Origin of the sequence: Pseudomonas sp. KBN10P06128 (assembly GCF_037574945.1) — a bacterium.
In the GTDB taxonomy this organism is placed as follows: Bacteria; Pseudomonadota; Gammaproteobacteria; order Pseudomonadales; family Pseudomonadaceae; genus Pseudomonas; species Pseudomonas aeruginosa.
Genome location: NZ_JBBELR010000001.1, coordinates 6071900 through 6084766, shown reverse-complemented (window position 1 = coordinate 6084766; position 12867 = coordinate 6071900). Strand labels below are relative to the sequence as shown.

General features: G+C 67.0%; 12 protein-coding genes. 11 read left to right on the top strand and 1 reads right to left on the bottom strand.

Annotated features, from left to right (window positions below):
- Positions 1-33 precede the first annotated feature (33 nt).
- Positions 34-1119, bottom strand: coding sequence for a tRNA epoxyqueuosine(34) reductase QueG (gene queG / locus VQ065_RS28460; protein WP_003110324.1), 1086 nt, complete (start codon positions 1117-1119; stop codon positions 34-36).
- Positions 1120-1200: 81 nt separating this feature from the next.
- Between queG and VQ065_RS28455 the strand changes: the two genes are divergently transcribed.
- From VQ065_RS28455 to VQ065_RS28405, 11 genes are all read left to right on the top strand, one after another.
- Positions 1201-2709 carry a bifunctional ADP-dependent NAD(P)H-hydrate dehydratase/NAD(P)H-hydrate epimerase gene (locus tag VQ065_RS28455; RefSeq protein WP_014603517.1) on the top strand — a complete coding sequence of 503 codons (1509 nt, stop codon included), beginning with the start codon at positions 1201-1203 and terminating at the stop codon, positions 2707-2709.
- Positions 2697-3164, top strand: a complete 468-nt coding sequence (tsaE, locus tag VQ065_RS28450) for a tRNA (adenosine(37)-N6)-threonylcarbamoyltransferase complex ATPase subunit type 1 TsaE (protein ID WP_003095664.1) — start codon at positions 2697-2699, stop codon at positions 3162-3164. The genes VQ065_RS28455 and tsaE overlap by 13 nt, the downstream gene beginning before the upstream one ends.
- An 8-nt stretch (positions 3165-3172) precedes the next feature.
- Positions 3173-4600 (top strand): N-acetylmuramoyl-L-alanine amidase AmiB, encoded by a 1428-nt coding sequence (gene amiB / locus VQ065_RS28445; protein ID WP_003095661.1) that lies wholly within the window; start codon positions 3173-3175, stop codon positions 4598-4600.
- The gene (gene mutL, locus VQ065_RS28440; protein ID WP_003095660.1) at positions 4600-6501 is read left to right on the top strand and encodes a DNA mismatch repair endonuclease MutL; all 1902 of its coding nucleotides are present in this window, start codon (positions 4600-4602) and stop codon (positions 6499-6501) included. The genes amiB and mutL overlap by 1 nt, the downstream gene beginning before the upstream one ends.
- A 57-nt stretch (positions 6502-6558) precedes the next feature.
- A complete protein-coding gene (gene miaA, locus VQ065_RS28435; protein ID WP_003135563.1) occupies positions 6559-7530 on the top strand; it encodes a tRNA (adenosine(37)-N6)-dimethylallyltransferase MiaA in 972 nt (323 codons plus the stop codon).
- A 105-nt stretch (positions 7531-7635) separates the two neighbouring features.
- Positions 7636-7884, top strand: coding sequence for an RNA chaperone Hfq (gene hfq, locus VQ065_RS28430; protein WP_003095657.1), 249 nt, complete (start codon positions 7636-7638; stop codon positions 7882-7884).
- A 12-nt stretch (positions 7885-7896) separates the two neighbouring features.
- The gene (gene hflX, locus VQ065_RS28425; protein ID WP_003095652.1) at positions 7897-9198 is read left to right on the top strand and encodes a ribosome rescue GTPase HflX; all 1302 of its coding nucleotides are present in this window, start codon (positions 7897-7899) and stop codon (positions 9196-9198) included.
- A 94-nt stretch (positions 9199-9292) separates the two neighbouring features.
- Complete coding sequence (gene hflK, locus VQ065_RS28420; RefSeq protein ID WP_003116168.1) at positions 9293-10492, top strand: FtsH protease activity modulator HflK; 1200 nt, start codon at positions 9293-9295, stop codon at positions 10490-10492.
- The gene (hflC, locus tag VQ065_RS28415; protein WP_003106429.1) at positions 10492-11361 is read left to right on the top strand and encodes a protease modulator HflC; all 870 of its coding nucleotides are present in this window, start codon (positions 10492-10494) and stop codon (positions 11359-11361) included. Before hflK ends, hflC begins: the two co-directional genes overlap by 1 nt.
- Before the next feature lie 95 nt (positions 11362-11456).
- Complete coding sequence (locus VQ065_RS28410) at positions 11457-11642, top strand: DUF2065 domain-containing protein (RefSeq protein WP_003095647.1); 186 nt, start codon at positions 11457-11459, stop codon at positions 11640-11642.
- A 34-nt stretch (positions 11643-11676) separates the two neighbouring features.
- Positions 11677-12861, top strand: coding sequence for an ATP phosphoribosyltransferase regulatory subunit (locus VQ065_RS28405; RefSeq protein ID WP_003095644.1), 1185 nt, complete (start codon positions 11677-11679; stop codon positions 12859-12861).
- Positions 12862-12867: the final 6 nt, after the last annotated feature.

Sequence of the window (12867 nt, the reverse complement as noted above, 5' to 3'; positions counted from 1 at the left end):
TCCGTCCGGACCGGGCGGCAGGCGCCGGCTGGGCTAGGTTTCCCCGTGGCGCCGCAGGGCCCATTCCACGTGCTCGCGGACCAGCTCCGAAGGGAACCCGCGGCGCGCCTTCAGCGCCTCCAGCACCGGGATGGTCGAGGGCGCGTTGCCCAGCCCCACCGCCAGGTTGCGCAACCAACGTTCGTAGCCGGCGCGGCGCAGCGGCGAACCCTCGGTGCGGCCGAGGAACTCCTCCTCGCTCCAGAGGAACAGTTCGGCGAGTTCGGCGTTGTCCAGGCTGTGGCGCGGCTGGAAGTCGCCCTGCCCGGTGGGGCGGGCGAAGCGATTCCATGGGCAGACGATCTGGCAGTCGTCGCAGCCGAATACCCGGTTGCCGATCAGTGGCCGCAGCTCCAGCGGAATCGCGCCCTTGTACTCGATGGTCAGGTAGGAGATGCAGCGTCGCGCGTCCAGCCGGTAGGGGCCGACGAAGGCCGCGGTCGGGCAGATGTCCAGGCAGGCCGAGCAGCGTCCGCAATGCTCGCTGTCCATCGCCGGGTCGACGGGTAGCGGCATGTCGACGAACAGCTCGCCGAGGAAGAAGTAGCTGCCGGCCTTGCGGTTGAGCACCAGCGTGTTCTTGCCGATCCAGCCGAGGCCGGCCTGTTCGGCGATGGCCTTTTCCAGCACCGGCGCGCTGTCGACGAAGGCGCGGAAACCGAACGGGCCGACTTCGGCCTGGATGCGCTCGGCCAGTTGTTGCAGACGCTTGCGGATCAGCTTGTGGTAGTCGCGGCCGAGGGCGTAGCGCGAGACGTAGGCTTTTTCCGGTGTCGCGAGGACCTGCGCCATGCGCGTGTCGCCGGGCAGGTAATCCATGCGCAGGGAGATCACCCGCAGCGTGCCGGGAACCAGCTCGGCAGGTCGCGAGCGCTTGCTGCCGTGCGCCGCCATGTAGTCCATCTCGCCGTGGTAGCCGGCCTCCAGCCAGCGCTGCAGGTGCGCTTCGTGCTCGCCCAGCTCGACGTCGCTGATACCGACCTGCTGGAACCCCAGCTCGCGGCCCCAGTCCTTGATGGACTGGGCGAGGCGGGCGGGGTCCGGCGGGGAAAGGTTGTCGGCCAGAGGTTGTGGAGTCATGGGAGGCAACGAAGACGAGGGAAAGCGAAATGGGATAGGTATAATTCTGCCAGACTGCGCGCCTGACGCCGAATCGATCCGATGACCATGACCTTCCAGCACGACGACCTGCCACTCGCCCTCTATTCCGCCGCCCAGGTGCGCGACCTGGATGCGCGCCTGATCGCTGCCGGCACGCCGGGCTTCGAACTCATGCAGCGCGCCGCCCACGCCGCCTGGCGTGCCTTGCGCCGCCGTTGGCCGGAGGTCGCGGCGCTGACGGTGCTCGCCGGGCACGGCAACAATGCCGGCGACGGCTACCTGATCGCGGCGCTGGCGCAACGTGCGGGTTGGCGAGTGCGGGTGCTGGCGGTCGCGGCGCCGCAGCGGCTTGCCGGCGACGCGGCGCAGGCGCATGCCGCCGCGCTGGCGACCGGGGTCGTGGTGGAGCCCTGGAGCGAGTGCGCCGTGCTCGAGGGCGTAGTAGTGGATGCATTGCTCGGCACCGGCCTGGCAGGTGCCGTGCGCGAGCCCTTTGCGCAGGCCATCCGCCTGGCCAACGCCGCCGACCTGCCGGTGCTGGCGGTGGATATTCCTTCCGGCTTGAGCGCCGACACCGGCGCGGTATTGGGGGAAGCGATCAGGGCGGATCTGACAGTGACTTTCATCGGCCTGAAGATCGGGCTGTTCACTGGCGAGGCGCCGGCACGGGTCGGCGAGCTGGTGTTCGACGAACTCGGTAGCGACGCCGTCGTGCTGCAAGCGCTCCAGCCCCGGGCTCGCCGCCTGGCGCGAAATGCCCTGCCGAGGCTGGCAGCGCGGCCGCGGACCGCACACAAGGGGCTGTTCGGCCACCTGCTGGTGGTCGGCGGCGACACCGGCATGGGCGGGGCCGTGCTACTGGCCGCGGAAAGCGCCCTGCGCTGCGGCGCCGGGCTGGTCTCGGCGGCGACCCGCGTCGAACATGTGCCGGCGTTGCTGGGCCGTTGTCCCGAGGTCATGGCCCATGGCGTGGCGTCGGCGAACCAACTGCTGGCCCTTGCCGAACGCGCCAGCGTGCTGGTGCTCGGTCCCGGGCTTGGCCAGCGCGCCTGGGGTCGCAGCCTGCTGAGCGCTGTCCGGTCGCGACCGTTGCCGCAGGTCTGGGATGCCGACGCGTTGAACCTGCTGGCCCTGGAACCGGTCGGAGCAGGGCCGCAGACATGGATTCTGACGCCGCATCCCGGCGAGGCCGCGCGCCTGTTGGGTCGCTCGACCGCCGAGGTGCAGGCGGATCGTCCGGCGGCGGCGCTGGAACTGGCGCGTCGCTACCAGGCGGTGGTGGTGCTGAAGGGCGCCGGCAGCCTGATCGCCGCGCCCGACGGACGACTCGCCGTCTGTTCCCAGGGGCATCCGGCGATGGCCGGCGCCGGCCTGGGTGACGTGCTGTCGGGCATCACCGGTGCCTTGCTGGCCCAGCGCGTGGAGGCGCTCGAGGCGGCCTGCCTGGCTGTCTGGCTGCATGCCGCCGCCGGTCAGCGGCTCGGCGCCCAGGGTCGCGGGCTGGCGGCGACCGATCTCATACCTACCGTTCGTCAGTTGCTCGAGGAGTGCAGTCCGTGTCTGAAGTGATCCTGTCCGCCGAAGGGGAAGACGCGATGCTCGAACTGGGCGGGCGCATCGCCCGGGTCAGCGGGGGGCAGGGGGTGATCTACCTGCATGGCGACCTCGGCGCCGGCAAGACCACCCTCTCGCGCGGCATCCTGCGCGGCCTCGGCCATGCCGGCTCGGTGAAAAGCCCGACCTTTACCCTGGTCGAGCCTTACGAAATCGGCGAGCTGCGCGCCTACCATTTCGACCTGTACCGGCTCGCCGATGCGGAGGAATTGGAGTTCTTCGGCATCCGCGACTATTTCGACGGCAGCGCACTCTGTCTGATCGAGTGGCCCGAGCGCGGTGCGGGCGTTTTGCCAACCGCCGATCTGGACATTACCATTACTGCCCAAGCGGGTGGACGGACACTGCGCCTGGTACCGCACGGTGCGCGGGGCGAAGCCTGGTGTGCCACCCTGACCATGGGAGCATGAGAAAAACGATGGGTTGGGGCTTGCGTCTGCGGACGTTGTTGACTGGGGTGATGATTCTGCTGGCCTGCCAGGTCGGCGAGGTTCTGGCCGCCGCGCAAATCAAGAGCGTGCGGATCTGGCGCGCTCCGGACAACACCCGTCTGGTCTTCGATCTCTCCGGTCCGGTGCAGCACAGCCTGTTCACCCTGGCCGCACCCAACCGTATCGTCATCGACGTCAGCGGCGCCCAGCTGGCGACCCAGCTCAACGGTCTCAAGCTCGGCAACACCCCGATCACCGCGGTGCGCTCCGCCCAGCGCACGCCCAACGACCTGCGCATGGTCCTCGACCTGTCGGCGCAGGTCACCCCGAAAAGCTTCGTCCTACCGCCCAACCAGCAATACGGCAACCGCCTGGTGGTCGATCTCTACGACCAGGGCGCCGACCTGACCCCGGACGTACCCGCGACGCCGACCCCGAGCGTGCCGGTCACTCCGGTGACGCCGACCCAGCCGGTGGCCAAGCTGCCGCTGCCGACCAAGGGCGGTACCCGCGATATCGTCATCGCCATCGACGCCGGCCACGGCGGTGAAGACCCTGGCGCCCTTGGCCCGGGCGGGTTGCACGAGAAGAACATCACCCTGTCGATCGCTCGCGAGCTGCAACGCCAGATCAACCAGGTGCGCGGTTACCGGGCCGAGCTGACCCGTACCGGCGACTATTTCATCCCGCTGCGCAAGCGCACCGAGATCGCCCGCAAGAAGGGCGCCGACCTGTTCGTCTCGATCCATGCCGACGCCGCGCCGAGCCGCAGCGCCTTCGGTGCCTCGGTGTTCGCCCTGTCCGACCGCGGCGCCACTTCGGAAACCGCGCGCTGGCTGGCCGACAGCGAGAACCGTTCCGACCTGATCGGCGGCGATGGCAGCGTCAGCCTCGGCGACAAGGACCAGATGCTCGCCGGCGTGCTGCTCGACCTGTCGATGACCGCCACCCTCTCGTCGAGCCTGGACGTCGGCCACAAGGTGCTGACCAATGTCGGCCGCATCACTTCGCTGCACAAGCGTCGTGTCGAGCAGGCCGGGTTCATGGTGCTGAAGTCGCCGGACATCCCGTCGATCCTGGTGGAAACCGGCTTCATCTCGAACGTCAACGAGTCGCGCAAGCTGGCCAGCGCCAGCCATCAGCAGGCCTTGGCGCGTTCGATCACCAGCGGCATCCGCCAGTATTTCCAGCAGAGCCCGCCGCCCGGCACCTACATCGCCTCTTTGCGCGCCCAGGGCAAGCTCTCCATGGGGCCGCGCGAGCACGTGGTGCGGCCCGGAGAGACCCTGGCGATGATCGCCCAGCGCTATGAAGTGAGCATGGCCGCGCTGCGCAGCAGCAACAGCCTGTCCAGCGACATCCTGAAAGTCGGCCAGGCCCTGTCCATCCCGAGCACCGCCCTGGCGGCCCAGTGATGAGTGAAACACCGCGTATCCAGCTGCTGAGTCCGCGGCTGGCGAACCAGATCGCCGCCGGTGAGGTGGTCGAACGTCCCGCCTCGGTGGCCAAGGAACTCCTGGAAAACAGCCTTGACGCCGGTTCCCGGCGCATCGACGTGGAGGTCGAGCAGGGCGGCATCAAGTTGCTGCGAGTGCGCGACGACGGTCGCGGCATCCCCGCCGACGACCTGCCGCTGGCCCTGGCTCGCCACGCCACCAGCAAGATCCGCGAGCTGGAAGACCTGGAGCGGGTGATGAGCCTCGGCTTCCGTGGCGAGGCGCTGGCCTCGATCAGCTCGGTAGCGCGCCTGACCATGACCTCGCGTACCGCCGACGCCGGCGAAGCCTGGCAGGTGGAAACCGAGGGCCGCGACATGCAGCCGCGGGTACAGCCGGCGGCGCACCCGGTGGGGACCAGCGTCGAGGTTCGCGACCTGTTCTTCAACACCCCGGCGCGGCGCAAGTTCCTGCGCGCCGAGAAGACCGAGTTCGACCATCTGCAGGAAGTCATCAAGCGCCTGGCGCTGGCCCGTTTCGACGTGGCTTTCCACCTGCGCCACAACGGCAAGACCATCTTCGCCCTGCACGAGGCGCGAGACGAGCTGGCCCGCGCGCGCCGGGTCGGCGCGGTGTGCGGCCAGGCATTCCTCGAGCAGGCGCTGCCGATCGAGGTCGAGCGCAACGGTCTGCACCTGTGGGGCTGGGTCGGCTTGCCGACCTTCTCCCGCAGCCAGCCGGACCTGCAGTACTTCTATGTGAACGGGCGCATGGTGCGCGACAAGCTGGTCGCCCACGCGGTGCGCCAGGCTTATCGCGACGTGCTGTACAACGGCCGGCATCCGACCTTCGTGCTGTTCTTCGAAGTCGATCCGGCGGTGGTGGACGTCAACGTGCACCCGACCAAGCACGAAGTTCGCTTCCGTGACAGCCGGATGGTCCATGACTTCCTCTATGGCACCTTGCATCGTGCGCTGGGCGAGGTCCGTCCCGACGACCAGCTCGCGCCGCCCGGGGCGACCAGCCTGACCGAGCCGCGACCGACCGGCGCTGCCGCCGGCGAGTTCGGCCCGCAGGGCGAGATGCGCCTGGCCGAGAGCGTGCTGGAGAGTCCGGCGGCACGGGTGGGCTGGAGTGGCGGCTCGTCGGCCTCCGGCGGCTCCTCCGGCTATTCCGCCTATACCCGGCCGGAGGCGCCGCCTTCTCTGGCCGAGGCCGGTGGCGCCTACAAGGCCTACTTCGCGCCGTTGCCCGCGGGCGAGGCGCCAGCCGCGTTGCCCGAGAGCGCCCAGGACATCCCGCCGCTGGGTTACGCCCTGGCGCAGCTCAAGGGCATCTACATCCTCGCCGAGAACGCCCACGGCCTGGTGCTGGTGGACATGCACGCGGCCCACGAACGGATCACCTACGAGCGCCTCAAGGTGGCGATGGCCAGCGAAGGCTTGCGTGGGCAGCCGTTGCTGGTGCCGGAGTCGATTGCGGTCAGCGAGCGCGAGGCGGATTGCGCGGAAGAGCATTCCAGCTGGTTCCAGCGCCTGGGCTTCGAGCTGCAGCGCCTGGGGCCGGAAAGCCTGGCGATCCGGCAGATCCCTGCGCTGCTCAAGCAGGCGGAGGCGACCCAGTTGGTGCGCGATGTCATCGCCGACCTGCTGGAGTACGGCACCAGCGACCGTATCCAGGCACACCTGAACGAGTTGCTCGGCACCATGGCCTGCCATGGCGCGGTGCGCGCCAACCGGCGCCTGACCCTGCCGGAAATGAACGCCCTGTTGCGCGACATGGAAATCACCGAACGCAGCGGCCAGTGCAACCATGGGCGTCCGACCTGGACCCAGTTGGGCCTGGACGAGCTGGACAAGCTCTTCCTGCGCGGACGCTGAGCCTTGCAGCTTCGGGCGCAAAGCCCGAAGCTATGCGCTTTGTCCAAGAGCGTTCCGATGTCTTCCCTGCCTCCCGCCATCTTTCTCATGGGGCCGACCGCCGCCGGCAAGACCGACCTGGCGATGGCGCTGGCCGATGCGCTGCCCTGCGAGCTGATCAGCGTCGACTCGGCGCTGATCTACCGCGGCATGGATATCGGTACGGCCAAGCCTTCCCGGGAGCTGCTGGCGCGCTATCCGCACCGCCTGATCGATATCCGCGACCCGGCGGAGAGCTATTCGGCCGCGGAATTCCGCGCCGACGCCCTGGCGGCGATGGCCGAGGCCACCGCGCGCGGCAGGATTCCCCTGCTGGTGGGGGGCACCATGCTCTATTACAAGGCGTTGCTCGAGGGCCTGGCCGACATGCCCGGCGCCGATCCCGAGGTGCGCGCGGCGATCGAGGCCGAGGCCCTGGCCGAAGGTTGGGAGGCGCTGCACCGGCAACTCGCCGAGGTCGACCCGGAGTCGGCTGCGCGCATCCACCCCAACGACCCGCAGCGACTGATGCGGGCGCTCGAGGTGTATCGCCTCGGCGGGGTGTCGATGAGCGACCTGCGTCGCCGGCAAAGCGCTGAAAAGGCGGATTTTGACGCGTCAGGCAGGAATCAATTGCCGTATACTGTCGCTCAGCTGGCGATTGCTCCCGAGCAGCGCCAGGTGTTGCACGCGCGGATTGCGCAGCGTTTTCGCCAGATGCTGGAACAGGGTTTCATCGCCGAGGTCGAAGCACTGCATGCCAGAAGTGACTTGCATGCAGGATTACCGTCTATTAGAGCCGTGGGTTACCGTCAGGTGTGGGATTACCTGGATGGCAAGCTGTCCTACGCTGAAATGACCGAACGCGGCATCATCGCTACCCGCCAGTTGGCCAAGCGCCAGTTCACCTGGCTGCGAAGCTGGAGCCATCTACACTGGATGGACAGCCTAGCAGGTGACAATCTGCCGCGTGCCTTGAAATACCTGAAAACGGTCTCCATATTGGCCTGAGACCTTAATTTGTCCGTCTGTTTCCGGAGCGAGACCGGAGTTTGGACGGCGCCAAGTCACCCTATTCGACTACTTCAAACTACGATCCTTAAAGGAGTGCGGCACATGTCAAAAGGGCATTCGCTACAAGACCCTTACCTCAATACCCTGCGGAAAGAACGCGTCCCGGTTTCCATCTATCTGGTCAACGGCATCAAGCTGCAAGGCCAGATCGAGTCCTTCGACCAGTTTGTCATCCTGCTGAAGAACACCGTCAGCCAGATGGTTTACAAGCACGCGATCTCCACCGTGGTACCGAGCCGTCCGGTGCGTCTGCCGAGCGGTGACCAGCCGGCCGAGCCGGGCAACGCTTGACGGGAGTCCGCTTTGTTCTTTGAGCGCCCAGGTGGTGGGGAACAGGCTGTTCTGGTGCATCTGGAAGGGCAGAACCCCGAGGCGCGTGAAGACCCGCAGGAGTTCCAGGAGCTGGTGCGTTCGGCCGGCGCGGAAACGGTGGCATTCGTCAGCGTCTCCCGCCACCAGCCGAGCGCCAAATATCTTATCGGCAGTGGCAAGGTCGAGGAGTTGCACGACCTGGTCAAGGCCGAAAACGTCGAGCTGGTGATTTTCAACCACACCTTGACGCCCAGCCAGGAGCGCAACCTCGAGCGAGCGTTCGAGTGCCGCGTACTCGACCGGACCGGGCTGATCCTCGACATCTTCGCCCAGCGCGCACGTACCCACGAAGGCAAGTTGCAGGTGGAGCTGGCGCAACTGGAGCACATGAGCACGCGGCTGGTACGCGGCTGGACCCACCTCGAACGGCAGAAAGGCGGTATCGGCCTGCGCGGTCCGGGCGAGACCCAGCTGGAAACCGACCGACGCCTGCTGCGCGTGCGCATCCGCCAGATCAAGCAGCGCCTGGAGAAGGTCCGCAGCCAGCGCGAGCAGGCTCGACGCGGGCGCAAGCGCGCGGATATCCCGGCGGTCTCCCTGGTCGGCTATACCAACGCCGGCAAATCGACCCTGTTCAATGCGCTCACCGCCTCCGAGGTGTATGCCGCCAACCAGTTGTTCGCCACCCTCGACCCCACCCTGCGTCGCCTGCAACTGGACGATCTCGGGCCGGTGGTGCTGGCCGACACGGTGGGCTTCATCCGTCACCTGCCGCACAAGCTGGTGGAGGCCTTCCGCGCTACGCTGGAAGAGTCGAGCAACGCCGACCTCCTGCTGCACGTGATCGACGCCTACGAGCCCGAACGGGATGCGCAGGTCGAGCAGGTGCTGGCGGTGCTCGGCGAGATCGGCGCCAACGAATTGCCGATGCTCGAGGTCTATAACAAGGTCGACCTGCTACCCTCGGTCGAGCCGCACATCCAGCGCGACGACTCCGGCAAGCCGGTGCGCGTCTGGCTGTCGGCGCAGACCGGCGAAGGCCTCGACCTGTTGCGCCAGGCCATCGCCGAGCTGCTCGGCGAGGACCTCTTCGTCGGGACCTTGCGCCTGCCCCAGCGGCTCGGGCGCCTGCGCGCCCAGTTGTTCGAACTGGGCGCGGTGCAGTCCGAGGCGCACGATGAGGAAGGTTGTACCCTGCTGCAGGTGCGCCTGCCGCGGGCCGAGTTGAACCGCCTGGCGAGCCGCGCTGGCTGGCAGCCGGCGGAGTTCGTTGCGCAACACACTTTGCAATAAAGCCCGTATCGCTGCTTTTGGCAGCGGGCAGGGCATTCGGTAGCATGGGTGGCCGCGCCGCAGGCGCGTTTCGCGTTACTAGATGGAGAGCGCTATGGCTTGGAACGAGCCGGGTGACAACTCGAACAACAACGATCGAGACCCGTGGGGAGGCCGCCGCGGTGGTGGTGGCGGTGGTGACCGCAAGGGGCCGCCCGACCTGGATGAGGCTTTCCGCAAGCTTCAGGACAGCCTGAACGGGCTGTTCGGTGGAAAAAAACGCAGTGGCAACGGTTCCGGCTCCGGTTCCGGCGGCAAGGGCGGTGGCCTGGGCCTGTTCGGTATCGGCCTGGCGATCCTCGCCGTGCTCTGGCTGTACAACGCCATCTATGTGGTGGACGAGCAGGAGCAGGCGGTCATCCTGCGCTTCGGCAAGTATTACGAGACGGTCGGTCCCGGCCTGAACTTCTACTTCCCGCCGATCGACAAGCGCTTCCAGGAGAACGTCACCCGCGAGCGTGCGTACAGCAAGCAGGGGCAGATGCTCACCGAGGACGAGAACATCGTCGAAGTGCCGCTGACCGTGCAGTACAAGATCAGCAACCTGCAGGACTTCGTGCTCAACGTCGACCAGCCCGAGGTCAGCCTGCAGCAGGCGACCGAGAGCGCGCTGCGGCATGTCGCCGGCTCCACCACCATGGACCGGATCCTCACCGAAGGCCGCGAGCAGATGGCGACCGAGGTGCGCGAGCGCCTGCAACGCTTCCTGGATACCTACAGGACCGGTATCACCGTGACCCAGGTGAACATCCAGAGCGCCCAGGCCCCGCGTGAGGTGCAGGAAGCGTTCGACGACGTGATCCGGGCCCGCGAGGACGAGCAGCGCGAGAAGAACCAGGCCGAAGCCTATGCCAACGGCGTGGTGCCGGAGGCGCGTGGCCAGGCCCAGCGCATCATCGAAGAAGCCAACGGTTACCGCGACGAGGTGATTTCGCGCGCCCAGGGTGAGGCGGATCGCTTCTCCAAGCTGCTGGTGGAATATCGCAAGGCTCCGGAAGTGACGCGCGAGCGTCTGTACCTGGACACCATGCAGGAAGTCTTCAGCCAGACCAGCAAGGTGCTGGTGACCGGTCAGCAAGGGCAGAACAACCTGCTCTACCTGCCGCTGGACAAGATGATCGATGGTCGTAACGCCGCGCCCGCTACGGGTGCCGGTGCTTCCGCCGGTGGTGGCAGCGCCAGCGCTTCCGACCTGGGGTCGCGGATCGTCAACGATCTGCGCCAGCAAGACGCGCGTACGAGGGAGAGCCGCTGATGGGCAACAAGTCTTTGATCGCTCTGATCGTCGGTGTCGTCGCCGCCATCGTCCTGTGGAACAGCGTCTACGTAGTCCAGCAGACCGAGCGCGCGGTCATGTTGCGCTTCGGCCGGGTGGTCGAGTCCGACGTCAAGCCGGGCCTGCACTTCAAGATCCCGTACGTCAACCAGGTGCGCAAGTTCGACGCTCGCCTGCTGACCCTGGATGCCCCGACCCAGCGCTTCCTGACCCTGGAAAAGAAAGCGGTGATGGTGGATGCCTATGCCAAGTGGCGGGTGGCGGATGCCGAGCGCTTCTATACCGCTACCTCGGGCCTCAAGCAGATCGCCGACGAACGCCTGTCGCGGCGTCTCGAAGCGGGTCTGCGCGACCAGTTCGGCAAGCGTACCCTGCATGAAGTGGTATCGGGCGAGCGCGACGCGCTGATGGGCGACATCACCGCTTCGCTGAACCGCATGGCGCAGAAGGAGCTGGGTATCGAGGTGATCGACGTGCGGGTCAAGGCCATCGACCTGCCGAAGGAAGTCAATCGCAGCGTCTTCGAGCGGATGAGCACCGAGCGTGAGCGCGAGGCCCGCGAGCACCGCGCCAAGGGTCGCGAACTGGCCGAAGGCATTCGTGCCGACGCCGATCGCCAGCGCCGGGTAATCGTTGCCGAAGCCTACCGCGAGTCGGAAGAGACCCGCGGTGACGGCGACTCCAAGGCTGCCGCGATCTACGCCAAGGCCTACAACCAGGATCCGGAGTTCTATTCCTTCTACCGTAGCCTGAAGGCGTATCGCGAAAGCTTCGCCGAGAAGCGCGACGTACTGGTGCTCGATCCGAGCAGCGAGTTCTTCCGCTATCTGAACAAGGCCAACAAGTAATACTCGGTTCTCCGGCGGGCGGCAGCGCCCGCCGGAGAAATCGTGTTATGATGAGCCAGCCGGGAAATCCCGGCTTTTTTGCGTCCGCGAGAATCATGTGGCAGGAATTCGGCATCGCTTTTTGTCTCGTGCTGGTGCTGGAAGGCATCCTGCCGTTCCTGTGTCCGCGACAATGGCGCGAGGCGGTCACCGGCATCGGCCGGCTGAGCGACCGTCACCTGCGTCTCGTGGGGCTGGGCAGCATGCTGCTCGGCACCCTGCTTCTTTACTGGATTCACTGATGATGTGCCGCCCGGCTGAAAGGGGAGAGGCGAAATGGCAACGGTAGACCGCTGGCTGCTGCCAGATGGGATCGAAGAGGTGCTGCCCCCGGAGGCGGCGCGCATCGAAGCAGCCCGCCGTCAGGTGCTGGATCTGTTCCACCGCTGGGGTTACGAGTTCGTCGTGACCCCGCATATCGAATACCTGGAGTCGCTGCTCACCGGTGCGGGACAGGATCTTGACCTGCGCACCTTCAAGGTGACCGACCCGGCGTCCGGCCGGCTCATGGGTTTCCGTGCCGACATTACGCCGCAAGTGGCGCGGATGGATGCGCACAGCCTGCGCCGCGAGGGACCGAGCCGCCTGTGCTATGCCGGCAGCGTGCTGCATGCGCAGCCGCGCGCGCTGTCCACTTCGCGTAGTCCGATCCAGCTGGGCGCCGAGCTGTACGGCGATCCGAGCCCTGCCAGCGATGTCGAGGTGATCAGCCTGATGCTGGAAATGCTCGAGATGGCGGAAGTGCCGGACGTGCACATGGACCTCGGCCATGTCGGTATCTACCGCGGCCTGGCGCGCGCGGCAGGGCTGTCCGGCGAAGTCGAGCAGCAGTTGTTCGATGCCTTGCAGCGCAAGGCGGTGGACGAGGTCGAGGCGCTGACTGCAGACCTGCCTGCCGAGCTGCGCGGCATGTTGCGTGCGCTGGCCGAGCTATGCGGCGGCCGCGATGCGCTGGAGCAGGGCCGTGCCCGTCTGGCGGCGGCGCCGGCCGATGTCCAGGTGGCGCTGAACGAGCTGATCGAGATCGCCGATTCGCTGGCTGGACGTTTCCCCGGCTTGCCGCTGTATTTCGACCTCGGCGAGCTGCGTGGCTATCACTATCACACCGGCGTGGTGTTTGCGGCCTTCGTGCCCGGCGTTGGCCAGTCCATCGCCCAGGGCGGTCGCTATGATGATATCGGTGCCGATTTCGGGCGCGCCCGCCCGGCCACCGGTTTCTCCACCGATCTGAAAAGCCTGGTCACTCTCGGCCAGGCCCGGTTGGACCAGGCTGTATCGGGTATCTGGGCGCCGGCCGAAGGGGCCGGGCTCTGGCAGGCGGTGCAACGACTGCGCCGCGACGGGCAGCGTGTCGTCCAGGCTCTGCCCGGGCAGGATGCGGCTTCTGCGCGCGAGGCGGGCTGCGACCGGCAGCTGGCGCTGCGCGATGGCAATTGGCAGGTGGCGCCGCTGGCGTCCTGAGATTCC

Excerpts from the sequence above, each read along its gene's own strand:
- queG (WP_003110324.1), bottom strand. The coding sequence starts at position 1,119 with ATGACTCCACAACCTCTGGCCGACAACCTTTCCCCGCCGGACCCCGCC.
- VQ065_RS28455 (WP_014603517.1), top strand. The coding sequence starts at position 1,201 with ATGACCATGACCTTCCAGCACGACGACCTGCCACTCGCCCTCTATTCC.
- amiB (WP_003095661.1), top strand. The coding sequence starts at position 3,173 with ATGGGTTGGGGCTTGCGTCTGCGGACGTTGTTGACTGGGGTGATGATT.
- mutL (WP_003095660.1), top strand. The coding sequence starts at position 4,600 with ATGAGTGAAACACCGCGTATCCAGCTGCTGAGTCCGCGGCTGGCGAAC.
- miaA (WP_003135563.1), top strand. The coding sequence starts at position 6,559 with ATGTCTTCCCTGCCTCCCGCCATCTTTCTCATGGGGCCGACCGCCGCC.
- hfq (WP_003095657.1), top strand. The coding sequence starts at position 7,636 with ATGTCAAAAGGGCATTCGCTACAAGACCCTTACCTCAATACCCTGCGG.
- hflK (WP_003116168.1), top strand. The coding sequence starts at position 9,293 with ATGGCTTGGAACGAGCCGGGTGACAACTCGAACAACAACGATCGAGAC.
- hflC (WP_003106429.1), top strand. The coding sequence starts at position 10,492 with ATGGGCAACAAGTCTTTGATCGCTCTGATCGTCGGTGTCGTCGCCGCC.
- VQ065_RS28410 (WP_003095647.1), top strand. The coding sequence starts at position 11,457 with ATGTGGCAGGAATTCGGCATCGCTTTTTGTCTCGTGCTGGTGCTGGAA.
- VQ065_RS28405 (WP_003095644.1), top strand. The coding sequence starts at position 11,677 with ATGGCAACGGTAGACCGCTGGCTGCTGCCAGATGGGATCGAAGAGGTG.